This window comes from Actinomadura sediminis (assembly GCF_042675525.1).
Classification (GTDB): Bacteria; Actinomycetota; Actinomycetes; order Streptosporangiales; family Streptosporangiaceae; genus Spirillospora; species Spirillospora sediminis.
In genome coordinates this window covers 35,150-51,320 of record NZ_JBHTJA010000035.1, presented here as the reverse complement: position 1 = coordinate 51,320, position 16,171 = coordinate 35,150, and the positions used below count along the sequence as shown (strand labels likewise).

15 protein-coding genes are annotated in these 16,171 nt (G+C 74.6%); all 15 read left to right on the top strand.

Features of this window, described 5'->3' with window-relative positions:
* Window positions 1–14: 14 nt before the first annotated feature.
* The 15 genes from ACFQ11_RS18780 (at window position 15) to ACFQ11_RS18710 (ending at window position 16,107) form a co-directional block, all read left to right on the top strand.
* On the top strand, window positions 15–2,525 hold the full coding sequence (locus tag ACFQ11_RS18780; protein ID WP_378300252.1) for an ATP-binding protein: 2,511 nt from the start codon (window positions 15–17) through the stop codon (window positions 2,523–2,525).
* Between the two features lie 208 nt (window positions 2,526–2,733).
* Window positions 2,734–2,952, top strand: coding sequence for an EF-hand domain-containing protein (locus ACFQ11_RS18775; RefSeq protein ID WP_378300250.1), 219 nt, complete (start codon window positions 2,734–2,736; stop codon window positions 2,950–2,952).
* Between the two features lie 227 nt (window positions 2,953–3,179).
* Entirely contained in the window at window positions 3,180–3,755 is a 576-nt protein-coding gene (locus tag ACFQ11_RS18770) for a DUF1707 SHOCT-like domain-containing protein (RefSeq protein ID WP_378300248.1), read from the top strand.
* 59 nt (window positions 3,756–3,814) lie between these two features.
* Window positions 3,815–5,377 carry an ABC transporter substrate-binding protein gene (locus ACFQ11_RS18765; RefSeq protein WP_378300246.1) on the top strand — a complete coding sequence of 521 codons (1,563 nt, stop codon included), beginning with the start codon at window positions 3,815–3,817 and terminating at the stop codon, window positions 5,375–5,377.
* Window positions 5,378–6,397 carry an ABC transporter permease gene (locus ACFQ11_RS18760; protein WP_378300244.1) on the top strand — a complete coding sequence of 340 codons (1,020 nt, stop codon included), beginning with the start codon at window positions 5,378–5,380 and terminating at the stop codon, window positions 6,395–6,397.
* Window positions 6,387–7,253, top strand: coding sequence for an ABC transporter permease (locus ACFQ11_RS18755; RefSeq protein WP_378300242.1), 867 nt, complete (start codon window positions 6,387–6,389; stop codon window positions 7,251–7,253). Before ACFQ11_RS18760 ends, ACFQ11_RS18755 begins: the two co-directional genes overlap by 11 nt.
* Window positions 7,247–8,728, top strand: a complete 1,482-nt coding sequence (locus ACFQ11_RS18750; RefSeq protein WP_378300240.1) for an ABC transporter ATP-binding protein — start codon at window positions 7,247–7,249, stop codon at window positions 8,726–8,728. The genes ACFQ11_RS18755 and ACFQ11_RS18750 overlap by 7 nt, the downstream gene beginning before the upstream one ends.
* A 388-nt stretch (window positions 8,729–9,116) precedes the next feature.
* A complete protein-coding gene (locus tag ACFQ11_RS18745) occupies window positions 9,117–9,941 on the top strand; it encodes an SAM-dependent methyltransferase (RefSeq protein WP_378300238.1) in 825 nt (274 codons plus the stop codon).
* Between the two features lie 49 nt (window positions 9,942–9,990).
* Window positions 9,991–10,215 (top strand): hypothetical protein, encoded by a 225-nt coding sequence (locus ACFQ11_RS18740; RefSeq protein ID WP_378300236.1) that lies wholly within the window; start codon window positions 9,991–9,993, stop codon window positions 10,213–10,215.
* A 49-nt stretch (window positions 10,216–10,264) separates the two neighbouring features.
* Window positions 10,265–11,137: a helix-turn-helix domain-containing protein gene (locus ACFQ11_RS18735; protein ID WP_378300234.1), complete on the top strand. Its 873-nt coding sequence runs from the start codon at window positions 10,265–10,267 to the stop codon at window positions 11,135–11,137.
* A gap of 16 nt (window positions 11,138–11,153) precedes the next feature.
* Window positions 11,154–11,351, top strand: a complete 198-nt coding sequence (locus ACFQ11_RS18730) for a DUF397 domain-containing protein (protein WP_378300232.1) — start codon at window positions 11,154–11,156, stop codon at window positions 11,349–11,351.
* Window positions 11,352–11,801: 450 nt separating this feature from the next.
* A complete protein-coding gene (locus ACFQ11_RS18725) occupies window positions 11,802–12,584 on the top strand; it encodes an ATP-binding protein (protein WP_378300230.1) in 783 nt (260 codons plus the stop codon).
* Window positions 12,585–12,676: 92 nt separating this feature from the next.
* On the top strand, window positions 12,677–13,432 hold the full coding sequence (locus tag ACFQ11_RS18720; protein ID WP_378300228.1) for an SDR family NAD(P)-dependent oxidoreductase: 756 nt from the start codon (window positions 12,677–12,679) through the stop codon (window positions 13,430–13,432).
* A gap of 79 nt (window positions 13,433–13,511) precedes the next feature.
* A complete protein-coding gene (locus ACFQ11_RS18715) occupies window positions 13,512–14,651 on the top strand; it encodes a serine hydrolase domain-containing protein (protein ID WP_378300226.1) in 1,140 nt (379 codons plus the stop codon).
* 10 nt (window positions 14,652–14,661) lie between these two features.
* Window positions 14,662–16,107 carry an MFS transporter gene (locus tag ACFQ11_RS18710; RefSeq protein WP_378300224.1) on the top strand — a complete coding sequence of 482 codons (1,446 nt, stop codon included), beginning with the start codon at window positions 14,662–14,664 and terminating at the stop codon, window positions 16,105–16,107.
* Window positions 16,108–16,171: the final 64 nt, after the last annotated feature.

The window sequence follows — 16,171 nt, the reverse complement described above, 5'->3', positions numbered from 1 at the left end:
GTTACGGTGAACCCATGCGCTTCGGGGTGCTGGGCCCGCTGGAGATCCGGACGGACGACGACCGCCCCGTCCGGGTACCGGAGCTGAAGGTCCGGCTGCTGCTGGCGGCGCTGCTGGCCGCCGGGGGGCGGCCGGTGCCGGCCGAGCGGCTGGTCCGGGACCTGTGGGGCGACGCCCTCCCCGCCCGGCCCGCCGCCGCGCTCCGCGCGAAGGTCTCGCAGCTCCGCCGGGCCCTGGACGACGCCGAACCCGGCGCGCGCGCACTCGTGGCGGCCCGTGCCCCCGGGTACGCGTTCGCCGCCGCGCCCGGCGCGGTCGACGCGCTCCGCTTCGAGTCCCTCGCGGCCCGCGCCGAGCCCGCCCCCGCGTCGCGCGCGTCCGTCCTGACCGAGGCGCTCGCACTGTGGCGCGGCCCCGCCTTCGCCGACTTCGCCGACGTCCCGTTCGCCGTCGCGGCCGCCGCCCGCCTCGAGGAACGCCGCCTCACCGCCCGCGAGGACCTGGCCGAGGCCCGCCTCGCGCTCGGCGAGCACCGCGCCCTCGTCGCCGACCTCACCGATCTCGCCGGCCGCCACCCGCTGCGCGAACGCCTCCAGGCCGCCCTCATGCGCGCCCTGTACGGTTCCGGCCGCCAGCACGAGGCCCTGCAGTGCTACGAGCGCGTCCGGAACCGGCTCCGCGACGAGCTCGGCCTCGACCCCGGGCCCGAACTCGCCGCCCTGCACCAGGCGATCCTCCGCCAGGACCCGTCCCTGGACGTCCCGGGGGCCGTCGCCGCCGCGCCCCTCGCGCCCGCGCGGCTCCCCGTCCCCCGCACCGAGCTGGTCGGCCGCGACGGCGAACCGGACGCGATCGTCGCCGCCCTGCGCGCGTCCCGGCTGGTGACCGTCACCGGGCCGGGCGGCGTGGGCAAGACGCGCCTCGCGCTGGAGGCCGCCGCGCGGGCGGGCGACGCCTTCCCCGAGGGCATCGTGCTCGTCGAGCTGGCGGGCGTCGCCCCGGACGGGGTCGCCGAGGCGGTGACCGCCGCCGCGGGCCTGCCGGAGCCCGGCGGGACGCGCGCCGCCGACCCGGTGGAGGGCCTCGCCGGACGCCGCGCGCTGCTCGTCCTCGACAACTGCGAGCACGTCATCGAACCCGTCGCGAAACTCGCGGACGCGTTCCTCGCCACGGGCGCCGAACTGCGCGTCCTCGCCACCGCCCGCGAACCTCTCGGCATCTCCGGCGAGCACCTGTACCCGGTCGCCCCCCTCCCCGTCCCACCCGCCGACCTCACCTCCCTCGACGGCGGACTCTCCGGTCCCGGCCCCTTCGGTGCCACCAGGTCCGACACCGCCCCTCCCGAGACCGCGTCCGTCGAGGCCGTGCGCTCCGAAGCCGCGTTCTTGGAGGTGGGGGCGCCCGTGCCGGGTGACGGGGTGCGGAGGCTCGCGGACGTCCCCGCCGTCCGGCTGTTCGTCGCGCGTGCGGCCGCCGCGGATCCCGGGTTCGCCCTCGACGCGTCCAACGCGGCCGCCGTCGCCGCCGTCTGCCGCCGCCTCGACGGGCTGCCGCTCGCGCTCGAACTCGCCGCCGCACGCGTCCGCGCGCTCGGCCCCGCGACGCTCGCCGCACGCCTCGACGACCGCTTCCGGGTGCTGCGCTCGCAGCGCCGCGACGTCCCGCCCCGCCAGCGGACCCTGCACGCCGCGATCGACTGGAGCTGGGAGCCGCTCGCCCCCGCCGAACGCGCGGTCCTGCGCCGCCTCGCCGTCCACGCCGGCGGCTGCACCCTGGAGGCCGCCGAGGAGACCTGCGCGGGCGGGGACGTCGACCGCGCCGAGGTCATGGACGTCATCGTGCGGCTCGTCGACCGCTCGCTCGTCCAGCTGGCCGACGACCCCGGCGGCGTCCGCTACCGGCTCCTGGAGTCGGTCGCCGCCTACGCGCTCGACCGCCTCGCCGACGCGGGCGAGACCGCGGCCGTCCAGGACCGCCACGACGACTACTACGCCCGCGTCGCGGAGTGCGCCGACGCGTACCGCACCGGCCCCGCCCGGCTGCGGTGGCTCGCCCGCCTCGACGCCGAGGCGGCGAACCTGCGCCGCGCCCTGGAGAGCGCCGCCCGCCGCGGGGACGCCCGCCTCGCGCTCCGGCTCACGTCGTCCCTCGCCTGGTACTGGATCGAACGCGGCCGCACCGGCCACGCGGGCCGCTCCCTCGGCGCCGCGCTCGCCGCCGCCGCCCGCCCGCACCACCTCGACGGCCTCGCCGCCGCCCGCGTCCTCGGCGACGCGCCCGCCATCGCGTCCGCCCTCGACGGCCTCGCCGGCGCCGAACTCCTCGCGGGCCGCGACGACCGCGCCGCCCGGCTCCTCGGCGCCGCCGCGGCCGTCCGCGAGGCCGCCGCACCGCCCGAGTCCGTCCCGTCCCGCGAGACCGCCCGCCTCCTCGCCGCCGCCCGCACCGCCCTCGGCACCGCCTTCCCCGCCGCCTACGAGGCGGGCCGCGCCCGGTCTCCGGCCGAACCGGCCGCCGAGCGCTGACGGGCCGCCGAGCGCGCCGTATCCGCGCCCCTCCTCCACCCCGGCGTGCGGCCCCGGAGCGGCGCACCGGCGTCGAAGCGGCCGATCGGGCACGTCACCGGACGGCCCGCACCGCGACGCGCATCTGGACGACCGGTGTGTCCGGGGTGCAGGATCGGGCTCGACGCATTGCCCGCACCCCGCCCGAACCATCGATCGCGAGGTCCCCATGCCGGTTTCCGACGACCCCACCGCCACGTTCAAGGAGTTCGACCGTGACGGCGACGGCTACATCACCCGCGAGGAGTTCGTGGCCGCCATGAACGCGCGCGGTGAAGAGGTCACGCCCGCCGACCTCGACTCGATCTTCAAGTCCGCCGACGCCCGCGACGGCGACGCCGACGGCCGCATCTCCCTCCAGGAGTTCCTGGTCGCCTGGAACGGATGACCGCCCGGCGCTCGACCTCGCTCTCGCGCTCGTGTCCGGGGACGACGACGCGGCCGCCGAGATCACGCTCGACGCGTCCACGTGGGACGGGAGGGTCGGGCAGGACCTGCGCCGCGGCGAGCCGCTGCGGGCGCGGCACCCGCACGCGCTGCCGCATCTCGCCGGGCGGGAGTTGGTGCCGGGCCGACGCCCTCGCGAGTCGAGATATATCGGGTTAGCCTCGGGGCATGAGCGGAAGCCTGGAGCCTGTGGAGCCCGATGTGCGGGCGTCGCACGACGATCGTGAGCTGGCGGTGGAGCGGCTGCGGGTGGCGGCCGGGGACGGGCGGCTCGGGCCCGCCGACCTGGACGAGCGCGTCGAGCGGGCGCTGACCGCGACCACGCGGGGCGAGCTGCGGGACGTCCTGCGCGACCTTCCCGTCCCGGCCGAGGACGAGCTGAGCCTCCGGGCCAGGCACGGGAACGCCGAGCGATCCGGGGCGTGGACGCTGCCGCGCCGGTTGCTGGTGGACGTCCACGGGGGCAACGCGACCATCGACCTGACGCGGGCGGTGGCCGTCCACGCCGAGCTGGACGTGGAGGTGGCGGTGGCGCACGGCAACGTGCGGATCATCGCGCCGCCGGACGTCGCGGTCGAGGTGGGGAGCGTCGCGGTGCGGGGCGGGGGCGTCCGGCAGCGGCGGCGCGCGGAGGGCGGGCCGGTGCGTCTGCGGGTGCGGCTGGAGGGCGAGGTGCGGTACGGGAACGTGGTCGTCACCGGGCCGCGCCGGACGCTGCGGGAGCGGCTGCGCCGCACCGGCTGACCACCCTCGGGCAGGTGCGGGGGCATCGTTATTGCGAAACGTTTGCAATACTGTGCTCCATGTTGAAACGTCCGGTTCTGGTCATGCTGGCCGCGGTCCTCGCCGCCGCGCTCGCGTCCGCCTGCGGGCAGGGCGGCACCTCCGCCTCCGGTAAGGACGGCGTGTTCACCTACGCCGTCGGGGACGAACCGGAAACGTTCAACCCCGGGCTCCAGGACGGGCACACCGACCCCGTCACCGAGCTGGTCTTCCGCGGCCTGACCGGGCACGACGCCAACAACAAGATCGTCCCGGCGCTGGCGGAGTCGTGGGAGGTGGCCGAGGACGGCAAGTCGTACACGTTCAAGCTCCGCTCGGGCGTGACGTGGCACGACGGGAAGCCGTTCACCTCGGAGGACGTCGAGTTCACGATCGAGACCGTGCGGGACGCGGGCGCCGACGCGCCGCTGTCGCGCAACTTCGAGATGGTGAAGGAGGTCGCGACGCCCGACGCGAACACCGTCCGGCTGGAGCTGGACGAGCCGTTCGCGCCGATGCTCGGGGCCCTGTCGATGGGGATGCTGCCGAAGCACGTCCTGGCCGGCAAGAAGATCACCGACGCGGAGTTCGGGCGGAACCCGATCGGCACCGGCCCGTTCAAGATCTCGACGTACAAGCACGGGCAGTACGCGGAGCTGGCGGCGTTCGACCGGTACTACGAGGGCGAGCCGGGCCTGCGGAAGATCGTCATCAAGTACGTGCCGGACGACTCGGCGCGGCTGATCCAGCTCAACGGCGGCGAGGTCGACGGCGCGTTCGTCCGGCCGAAGCAGGTGGAGCAGGTGAAGGGGCACCGGCTGGAGGAGTACCCGACGGCCGACTACCGGGCGATCGGCTTCAACATGAAGAAGCCCGTCTTCGCGGACGCCCGGGTGCGCAAGGCGATGAACCACGCGCTCGATCGGAAGGCGATCGTCGACAGCGTCGTCATGGGGTACGGGGCCCCGGCGAAGGGGCCGCTCGACATGAGCGAGTTCGCCGCCGCCGAGGGTTTCACGTTCGACCCCGCGAAGGTCGAGTCGCTCATGGAGGAGGCGGGCTACGCCAAGAACGGCGACGGCCTGTGGGTCAAGGACGGGAAGACGGTGTCGTTCGAGCTGACGACGTTCGCCGAGGACTCGCTCCGCGTCGCCATGCTGAACGTCGCCGCGACCCAGTTGAAGAAGCAGGGATTCGACGTGAAGCCCGCCCCGCGTTCCGCCGACTGGGTCCGCAAGCACTGGGGCGACCTGGACGCGGCCGTGGTCGGCTGGGGGACGCCGTACGACCCGGACTCGTCGGTGTACGGGGTGTTCCACAGCGACGAGGCCATCGGCGACGGCGGCTCCAACCTCGGCAGCTACAGCAACGAGGAGGCGGACAAGGCGCTGGAGAAGGGCCGTTCCACGCTCGACCCGGCAGAGCGCAAGACCGCCTACACCGACTTCCAGAAGGCGCTGCAGGACGACCCGCCGTTCGCGTGGATCGCGTACCTGAAGGCCGTCAACGCCGTCCCGGAGAACCTGGCCGGGCCCCGGCAGCGCACCATGGGCCACCACGGTTACGGGTTCTTCTGGAACGCGCAGACCTGGCGTTACGAGTAGATGGTCCTGCGGATCGCCCGGCGGGCGGCGACGGCCGTGCTGGTCGTCGCCGCCCTGTCGGCGGTGTGCTTCGGGCTGCTGGACGCGGCGCCCGGCGACCCGGCGGCGTCGATCCTGGAGGCGCGGTCGGGCGGGCGGCCGCCGTCCCCGGCGGCGGTCGCGGAGCTGCACGCCGAGATGGGCCTGGACGACCCCGTGCACGTCCGGTACGCGCGGTGGGTGTCGGACGCCCTGCACGGCGACCTCGGCACGTCGTACATGTCCGGCACGCCGGTGACGGAGGTCCTCGGCGACACCGTCCCGTGGACGCTGCTGCTCGCCGCCGCCGCGACCGTCCTCAGCTTCTCCGCCGCCCTCGCCGTCGGGCTGGTCGCGGCGCTCACCCGGCGCGCGTGGCTGCGGCGCGGCATCGACCTCATCCTGTTCGTGATGGGCGGGATGCCCGGGTTCGTCGTCGCGCTCCTGCTCCTCTACGTGTTCGCCGCGTCGACGCAGCTGATGCCGTCCGGGGGCGTGAGCCGCCCCGGCGAGGACGTCACCGCGTACGGGCTGCTCGCGCACCTGACGCTGCCCGCGTGCGCGCTCGCGTTCGGGCACCACTTCGGGATCTACGTCCGGCTCGTCGAGAGCGGCGTCGGGCGGCTCCGGGACGCGCCGCACGTGCAGAACGCGCGCGTCCGGGGACTGCCGCGCCGGACGGTCGTCGCGCGGCACCTGATGCGGCCCGGGCTCGTCCCGTTCACCGCGCGGCTCGGCGTCGGCGTCGGGACGCTCGTCGCGGGCGTCTACGCGACCGAGGTGATCTTCTCGTGGCCCGGCATGGGCCGCGCGGCGATCGAGGCCGCGCGCGCCCAGGACTACCCGCTGCTGGTCGCGGTCGTGCTGGTCACCGGGCTGCTGGTGGTCGCGGCGAACCTGCTCGCCGAGCTGATCGTCGCGGCCCTCGACCCGCGCGCCCGCCGCGGCGGCGCGTCCGGTCCGGCGGCCCCGGCGAAGGAGGGGGCGACCGTTGTCGGCTGAGACGACCGGCGCCCCGCGGGGGCTCCTCGCCGTCCGGGTGCGCCCCCGGCGGCCCGCCCTGGCCGCCGCGGTCGCGGTGCTCGCCGCGCTCGGCCTCGCCGCCCTGCTCGCGCCCTGGCTGACGCCGCTCGACCCGATCGCGACCGACACGTCCGCGACGTCGCTGCCGCCCGGTTCGTCCGGCCACCTCCTCGGCACCGACCAGCTCGGCCGCGACCTGCTGACCCGCATGCTCTACGGGGCCCGGACGTCCCTGCTGGTCGGGCTCGCCGCCGCCGCGATCACCGTCGGCGTCGGGATGCTGCTCGGCGGGCTCGCCGCCGTCGCGCCCCGCTGGCTGGACGCGCTGATCGCCCGCACCGCCGACGTGCTGCTGTCGCTGCCCCTGCTGGTGATCGTGCTCGCGTTCGCCGCGGTCGCCGGGCCGTCCCTCGGCACGGTGATCGTCGCGATCGCGGTGTCGAGCTGGATGCCGGTCGCCCTGATCGTCCGCGCCGAGCTGCGCGGCCGCCGCGAACGGCTGTACGTGCGCGCCGCGTACGGGCTCGGGCTGTCGCGGTGGCAGGTGCTGCGGCGGCACCTGCTGCCGGGCGCGCTGCCGCCCGTCGCGTCCATCGCCGCGTTCGAGGTCGGGCACGCGATCCTCGCCGAGTCGACGCTCAGCTTCCTCGGCCTCGGCATCCCGCCGAACAATCCGAGCTGGGGCAACCTGCTCACCGAGGCGCAGTCGCACCTGCTGACCGGCGCCTGGTACACGGTCGCGATCCCGGCCGCCGCCGTGGTCGTGACGATCATCGCGGTGAACGTCGTCGCCGGTGCGCTCGCCGGCCCGTCCGACGAAGGCGGTTCATGGTGAAGTCCACGGGATTGACCGTCGAGAAGCTCACCGTCGACGTGCCCGGCCGCCGCGTCGTGCACGGCCTCGACCTGGACGTCCCCGCCGGGCGGGTGCTCGCGCTCGTCGGGCCGAGCGGCAGCGGCAAGACCCTCACCGCCCGCGCGATCGCCGGGCTCCAGCCGCACGGCGGGACGGTCCGGGTGGACGGGCGCCCGCCGGAGCGCGGGCGCGACGTCGGCTACGCGTTCCAGGACGCGTCGGCGTCCCTCAACCCGACCGTCACCGTCCGCCGTCACCTCACCGAGACCGTCCGGGCGCACGGCACCGGCGACCCCGACGCCGCCCTCGCTCGCTTCGGCCTCGACCCGGCGCTCGCCGCCGCCTACCCGTTCGAGCTGTCCGGCGGGCAGGCGCAGCGGGTGGCGCTCGCCCTCGCGACCGTGCACGAACCGCCCGTCCTCATCGCCGACGAGGTCACCACCGCGCTCGACCCGGTCGCGCAGGCCGCCGTCCTCGACCTCGTCCGCGCCGAGGCCCGCGCCGAAGGCCGGGAGCGGGCGGTGCTGCTCATCACGCACGACCTGGCGGCCGCCGCCCGCTGGGCCGACGACATCGCCGTCATGCGGGACGGCCGGATCGTCGAGCACGGTCCCGCCGGGCGGATCCTCACCGCCCCCCGCACCGGCCTGGCCCGCGACCTGGCCGCCGCCGCGACCGCCGTGGCCGACCCGCCGCCCGCACCCGCCGCCCGTCCGTCCGAGGGGAGCCTGTCCCTGCGCGGGACGAGCCGGGTGCTGCGGTCCCGCCGCCGGACGACGGTCGCGCTGGACGGCGTCGACCTCGACGTCGCGCCCGGCGATGCCGTCGCGATCGTCGGCCCGAGCGGATCCGGCAAGTCCACCCTCATCGGCGCCCTCGCCGCGCTCGACCGGCCCGCCGCCGGGACCGTCCTGCGCGACGGCCGGGACGTGTGGCGGCTGCGCGACCGCGACCGGCGCGGCGTCCGCCGCCGTACCGGGCTGATCTTCCAGAATCCGCTCGCGTCGTTCGACCCCCGGCACACCGTGCGGCAGGTCGTCGCCGAGGCCGGCCCGTACGACGACGAGCTGCTCCGCCGCGCGGGGCTCGACCCGTCCGTGGCGTCCCGCCGCCCCGCGACCCTGTCCGGCGGCGAGTGCCAGCGCGTCGCGATCGCGCGCGCCCTCGCGCAGCGGCCCCGCGTCCTGCTCGCCGACGAACCCACCAGCGGCCTCGACGTCCTCACCCGGGACCGCATCCTCGACCTGCTCACCGCACTGCGCCGCGACGACGGGCTCACGATCGTCCTCGTGACCCACGACCTGCGCGTGGCCCGCCGCGTCGCCGACCGCGTCGTCGTCCTGCACGAGGGACGCGTCGTCGAGGACGTCCCGGCCGCCGGCCTCGACGGCGCGGAGCACCCGCGCACCCGCAGCCTGCTGGAGGCGACCGTCCTGGCTCCCGCTCCCGGCTGACCCGCCGCGCCTCCGGGCGGATCCACGGCCGTGCGCGGTTCGGGGCGCGGAGACGGCGGGATCCGGAGCGATAACACGACGAATAATTCGCCGACGGACTCGAATGGGTTCTCGATGGAATGGAGGCCGGGTCGTCGAAGCGTTCTCCCGGGTAATTCACGGACTCTACGGCGCGGCGTTCGCACATCAATTCGATAGTTCACTCAGAACTTTCCGCTGCGTTATGTAATAGTCGCTGTGCGGTAAGTTGCCGGACCGGGCGGAAGGTAAAACAGATGCCCGCGGGCACTGCACAGGCGACCGATTCATGCTTCATAATTTGTGCATCACAAGTTGAAGCGGAGCGAGCGGCCGATCGCGACACGGAACGGGATCCGGAGGCGATGCGATGAGCGGCACCGAAGAGGCCCCGCCGGGCGTGGACGTCTCCGTCCCGAGCGCCGCCCGGCTGTACGACTACTACCTCGGCGGCGAGCTGAACTACCCGGCGGACCGGGCGGCCGGCGAAGAGGTCGTCCGCAAGGTGCCGGAGATCCGGGACGTCGCCTGGTCCAACCGCGGTTTCCTGCAGCGGGCCGTCCGCTGGGTCGCCGAGCAGGGCGTCCGCCAGTTCGTCGACATCGGCGCCGGGCTCCCCACGCAGAACAACACCCACCAGGTGGCGCGGGCCGTGCGCCCCGACGCCCGGGTCGTCTACGTCGACCACGACCCGATCGTCCAGGTGCACGCGAACGCGCTGCTGGCGGGCGACGAGCAGACCGCGGTCGTCCTGCGCGACCTGCGCGACGCCGAGGCCGTCCTGGACGACCCGGCGACGCGGCGGCTGATCGACTTCTCCGAGCCGGTCGCGATGATGCTGGTCGCGGTGACCCACTTCCTGTCCGACGAGGAGGACCCGTGGGGCCTCGTCGCCCGCTACCTGCGGCGGCTGGTCCCCGGGAGCCACCTGATCCTCTCCGCGGGCACCCAGGACTTCCAGCCGGAGTGGCGGGTCAGGGCCGTCCAGGAGATCTACGCCAGGTCGTCGACCGGCGTGCACACCCGCACCCGGGAGCAGATCGAGCGGTACTTCGACGGGCTGGAGATCGTCCCGCCGTACGAGGGGGCGAAGGCCGAGGTCACCTACGTCGGCTTCTGGGGCGCCGAGGACGCCGAGGAGGCCGACAGCGACGGGTCCCGGTGGAGCTACTGCGCCGTCGCCCGCGTGCCCTAGCCCGGACGGGACGCGTGCCCCCCCGCCGCCCCCAGACAGGAGATCGAACGTGCGCAAACCCTCCGCGGCCGACCTGGGCGTCGACCTCGACGCCCTCGACTGGAGACGTTCCGAGACGCCGGACGGCGCCATCGAGGTCGCCTTCGCGGGCGAGTGGACCCTGCTGCGCACCGGCGGCGGGCCCGGCGCGCTCGTGTCGGTGTTCGACGAGCGCGAGTGGGCGTGCTTCCTTGACGGGGCGAAGAAGGGGGAGTTCGACCGGGTCGCGGACTGAACCCGCGCGATCCGTGATCCACAGATCGGCCGGGCGGCCGGGTGCGGGCATGCGGAGGGAGACGACGCCCGTGGGCGACGCGTACGGGGCCACCATCGCCAAGTGGACGCTGGCGCGGCGGCTGAAGGAGCTGCGCGACGCGTCCGGCTACACCGCCAACCAGGTCTGCGACCGCCTCAACTGGGGGCGCGGCAAGGTCGGCCGGTTCGAGGCGAACACGTGGGTCCGGCCGGAGCTCAGCGACATCCGCGACCTCGCCCGCCTCTACGAGGCCGACGACGAGACCGTCGACCGGCTCCAGGAGCTGGCGCGCAGCGCCCGGCGCCGCGCCTGGTGGCGCGAGTACGGAGAGGTGTTCGGCAACGTCGAGTTCCCCGGCTTCGAGAACGACGCGTCCGAGATCCTCGTCTACACGCCGCTGCTCATCCCGGGGCTGCTGCAGACCGTCCCGTACATGCAGACGCTCCTGTCGTACGGGTCCAGGCCCCCCGAATGGCGCGAGGTGGCCCTGCGCGCCCGGCTGCGCCGCCAGCAGATCCTGGAGCGCGGCGACGACACCGCGCCCCGGCTCACGGCCCTGATCACCGAGGCGGCGCTGCTGTACGAGTGGGGGCGCGGCGACGACCGGCGCGGCCAGCTCGCGCACCTGCTCAAGATGGCGGAGCGCCCCAACGTCGAGCTGCGGCTGCTCCGCTTCCGGGACGGCCTGCACCCCGGCATGGCGATGGTCTTCCACATCTTCCGGTTCCCCGGCGGGGAACCGCCCATGGTCTACCTCGAGACCGACGCGGCCATACAGGACATCGATCCCGCCGACAACGTGGAGGCGTATGAGCTGATCTACGAGCAGATCATGGAGGCGGCGCTCGGCCCGGCCGACAGCGCCGAGTACATCAGCACGCTCATGGTGACACTTGAGTGACCTCAAGGAGACAGAGATGGACCTCTCTCAGGCACAGTGGTTCAAGGCTTCGGCGAGCGCCAGCAGCAACGGCGCCTGCGTCGAGGTCGCCGACCTCGACGCGTCCACCGGGGTGCGCGACAGCGTGACGCCCGAGGCGGGCGCGCACGTCGTCGCCCGCCCGGTCTTCGCCGCGTTCCTCGCCGACGTCAAGGCGGGCCGGTACGACCGGTAGCCGCTGACCCGGGCTCGCGGCGCGGGCGGTCCCGGGCGGAGACCACCCGAAGCCGCACACGAGATCCCCCAGGGCTGCACCCCCTGGGGGATCTTCCGTGTGCGGCCCCTCTCAGGCGTTCTCCACGCTACAGCGCATGCCGTGCTCGTCCCAGATGCCCGCCGTTACGCGTTCGTCCGATGACGACCGCGCGGGATTCTGCCGGTTCGGGTCCGTATTGGCGACCATTCCGTTCGCCGGCACATCTCCTTGCCCATGTTCAGGGCCTTGTCCGGTCGCATGTGCAACACTGAATCTGTGATTCACAGGTAGCGAGTCGGGAACTGCAGGGCTTATGTCGCGATTGTCGGAATCATTTCGGCCGTGCCGCTCCCGGATCGCCTACCGCTCTCACGCGCCGGTGGGCGGTAGCCACGGAAGAACTCAATCGACTTCACCGAGGTGGCGACCATGACGAAGGCGGCGACGGTGTGCGGGGTCCCCTGGACGCTCGAGAACGGCGGTTGCACGGCCCTGCCCCTGCCCTCCGACGAGACGATCGCCGGTGTCGCGCGCGCACACGTCGCGAACCTGCTCCCCGAGGCGGGCGTCCAGGACGCGGACGACGTGACCCTGATGGTCAGCGAGCTGGCCACCAACGCGCTCCTGCACGGCACCCCCCGCTCCGCCGACGGCAGCCGCAAGCCGTCCGCCGGCGCCGAACTGTGGGTCTACCGCCGCGGCGACGGCCGCGGCCGGCAGGAGCTCGTCGTCAAGATCTTCGACGAGCTCCGCTGCTGGCGCCGCCGCCCGTCCGCCGGGCCGATGCCCGAACACGGCCGCGGCCTCGACATCATCGACATGCTGTCCGGCGGCCGCTGGGGCCACCACGCGTCCCGCTCCCGGCTGCGCTCCCCCCAGGTGTCCGGAAAGGCCACCTGGTTCGCCGTCCCCGTCCGCGCGGCCCGCGGCCGTCCCCTCTCGGCCGACCCCGCGCACGCCCTCGAGGAACTCGGCGCCCTCCTGGCCGACCGCGGCCTTCCCGCCCCGGTCCCCGTCGCCCCCGCCGGGCTCTCCGTCGGCGACCTCACGGTCTGGTGCGAGCGCTCCGCCTTCCACTGGTGCGACCTCGACGGCGAACTCGCCCGCATGCCCGTCGCCGACATCACCGAGGTCTCCGAGCAGCTCGTCCGGCTCCACGAGACCGCCCGCGAGGGCGGTGCCGCCGCCCGCACCCCGCAACGACCCGCCTGACCCGCACGTCCCGTCTCCAGGAGGGGGGAGACGGGCCGCTCGTCCCCGCCGCGGAGACCGCCGCCCGTCCCGCGCGGTGCTACGTTCCGCCCATGCGACGCTCCCACGTTGTCACCGGAGGCGGCCGCGGCGTCGGCCGCGCCATCGTCGAGCGGCTCCTCGCGGACGGCGACGCCGTCACGATCGTCGAACGCGACCCGTCCGTCCTCGCCTGGGCCGGTCACCCGCGCCTGACCTCGGTCACCGGCGACGCCGCCGCCGACGACGTCGCCGGGCGCGCCGCCGACCTCGCCGCCCGCGCGGGCGCCCTCACCGGCTGGGTCAACAACGCGGCCGTCTTCCGCGACCCCGCCCCGGTGCCCTCGCCCCGCGAGGTCCGCGACCTCGTGGCGCTCAACCTCGACCCGGCCGTCGTCGGCTGCATGACGGCCGTCCGCCGCTTCCTCGACGCCGGAACGGGCGGCGCGATCGTGAACGTCTCGTCCCACCAGGCCGCGCGTCCCGTCCGGGGCTCGCTCACGTACGCGACCGCCAAGGCGGCGATCGAGGGCCTCACCCGCGCCCTCGCCGTCGACTACGGTCCCCGCGGCGTCCGGACGAACGCCGTCGCGCTCGGCTCGATCGCCACCGACCGCTACGAGACCTTCCTCGCCGGCCGGGACGCCGCCCGCGTCGAGGACGAGATGCGGCTGCTGCACCCGCTCGGCCGCGTCGGCCGCCCCGCCGAGGTCGCCGAGGCCGTCGCGTTCCTGCTCTCCGACCGCGCGAGCTTCGTCAACGGCGCGATCCTGCCCGTGGACGGCGGCCGCGCCGTCCTCGGCCGCGACCCCGAGGAGTCCGGCGGGTAGAGGGGCGGGCGCCTCCGGTCACATTCCCCGCGTTCCGTTCGTCATGTCCGCAGCACAGTGACGAAAAGGAGCGAGAACCATGGGCGATGTCCAGGGGACGGTGGCGGACGGTTTCGAGGCGGTGCGCGAGGAGTTCGCGGCCGCGGTGGCGGAGGACGGTGCGTCCGGCGCGCAGCTCGCGGCTTACGCGGGCGGCCGGAAGGTGGTGGACCTGTGGGCCGGGGACGGCGTCACCGGCGACACCCTGACCGGCGTGTACTCCTCGACCAAGGGCGCCGCCACGCTGGTCGTGGCGCTGCTGGTGCAGGACGGCGTCCTGGACCTCGACGAACCGGTCGCGGCGGCCTGGCCGGAGTTCGCCGTCGCCGGCAAGGACCGGATCACGCTGCGGGACGTCCTGTCGCACCGGTCCGGTGTGATCGGCGTCGACGGCGGTCTGACGGCGGCCGAACTCGCCGACGACCGGGTGATCGCCGAGCGGCTGGCCGGGCAGCGTCCGTACTGGCGGCCGGGGACGGCGTGCGGCTACGGCGGGTTCGTGTCGTTCGCGATCGTGGGCGAGGTGGTCCGCCGGGTCACCGGACGGACGTTGCAGGAGCTGTTCGAGGAGCGCATCCGCGCGCCGCACGGGCTGGACGTCCACCTGGGCCTGCCGGAGGCGCTCGAGGACAGGTACCGGGAGGTGCTGCCGGGCCTGGCGAGCCCGGAGGAGCTGGCCGCGTTCTGGGCGAACGTCCCCGGCCCGCACAGCATCACCGGCATCGGGTACGGCCTCAACTCGACCCCGCCACTGGACCAGGTCGCGTTCGTCAACACCCGGCGGGTGCGGGCGCTCGGCCAGGCGTCCGCGGGCGGCGTGGGCAGCGCACGGGGGCTCGCCGCGATGTACGCGGCGGCGGTCTCCGGACTGGACGGTCACGCCCCGCTGCTGAAGCCCGACACCATCGGCGAGTTCGCGATGCTCCACTCGACCGACGGCGACCTGGTCACCGGCCCCGAGGGCCGGTACGCGCTGGGGTTCCAGGCCAAGGGCCTGCGGTACCCGTTCCTCAGCGCGCGGGCGTTCGGCCACGGCGGATCGGCGGGCTCGGAGGCCTTCGCCGACCCTCACGGCGGCATCGCGTTCGGCTATACCCGCCGCCGCTTCTCCTTCAACTGGTCCTACCCCGAACACGACCGGCTGGCCGCCGCCGTCCACGCCGCGGCCACGGCCTCCTGAGGACGCCCGAATGTCCGTGAACACTCGAAGCGGCGGCCCGTCCCTGCTGGTGATCGCCGCCGCGCAACTGCTGATCGTCATGGACGGCACCATCGTGACCGTCGGCCTGCCCGTCATCGGCTCCGGCCTGAACATCGCCGAGTCCGACCTGGACTGGATCCTGACGTCCTACGCGCTGGCGTTCGGCGGGATGCTGCTGGCCGGCGGCCGCGCCGGCGACCTGTTCGGACGCCGCCGCCTGTTCCGCGCCGGGCTGGTGGTGTTCCTGCTGGCCTCCCTGCTGGGCGGGGTCGCGCAGGACGGCGGCACGCTGATCGCCGCGCGCGTCCTGCAGGGCATGGGCGGCGCGATCATCGCGCCCGCCGCGCTGTCCCTGCTGGCCGACACCTTCCCCGCCGGGCCCGAGCGCAACAAGGCGCTCGGCGTGTACGGGGCGATGGGCGGCCTCGGCTCGGTGGTCGGCCTGCTGCTCGGCGGCGCGCTGACCGAGTACCTGGGCTGGCGCTGGATCATGTTCATCAACGTGCCCATCGCGCTGGTGGTGCTGGCGGGGACGCTCGTCCTCGTTCCCGGCACCCGCGAACGCGGCGGCATCGACCTGCCCGGCGCGATCACCGTGACCCTCGCCCTCGGCTCCCTGGTCTACACGATCAACCGGGCCGGATCCGACGGCCTCGCCGACGCGCAGACCCTGGCCTTCGGCGCGGGCGCGCTGGTGCTGGGCGCGGCGTTCGTCCTCATCCAGCGCAAGGTGCGCGCCCCGATGCTGCCCGCCGGTGTGCTCGCCGACCGGGGCAGGCTCGGCGCCAACCTGGTGATGCTGCTGATGGGCGCGGGCCAGTTGGCCACCTTCTACTTCCTGACCCTCTACATGCAGTCGATCAAGGACTACTCGCCCATGGTCACCGGGCTGGCCTACCTGCCGTTCGCGATCGGCATCGGCATCGGCTCCGGCGTGGTCGGCCCCCGGTTGCAGGCCCGCACGTCCTCCCGGACGGTCCTGGCGACCGGCATGGCGGTGGCGGCCATCGCGATGGTCTGGTTCAGCCTGCTCAGCCCGGACCAGAACGCCCTGTTCGTGCTGCTGCCCGCGCAGCTCGCCGGCGGGATCGGGCTGGGCATCGGGTTCGTGGCGGCCACCATCGGCGGCGTCCAGGGCGTCGCCGCCGAGGACTCGGGCATCGCCTCCGGGCTCATCAACACCAGCCAGCAGGTGGGCGGCGCCCTGGGGCTGGCGATCCTGGCGAGCGTCGCCGTCACCGTCACGGAGGGACGGCTCGCGACGGAGGCGGTGCCGGACGCGCTCACCGGCGGCTACACCGCCGGGCTGCTCGGCGCCGCCGCGTTCTACCTCGCCGCCGTCCTCACCGCCGTCGCCCTCATGCGGCCGCGCCCCGCCGACCGGAGCGCCCCCGAGGCGGCCGCGCCCGAGAAGCCGCAGGGCTCCCACGTGTGACACGGCCCCGGATCCGGTGCCGGCCGCCGGTCGCATCCGCCGCTCGGCACCCGTCAACGAAGTG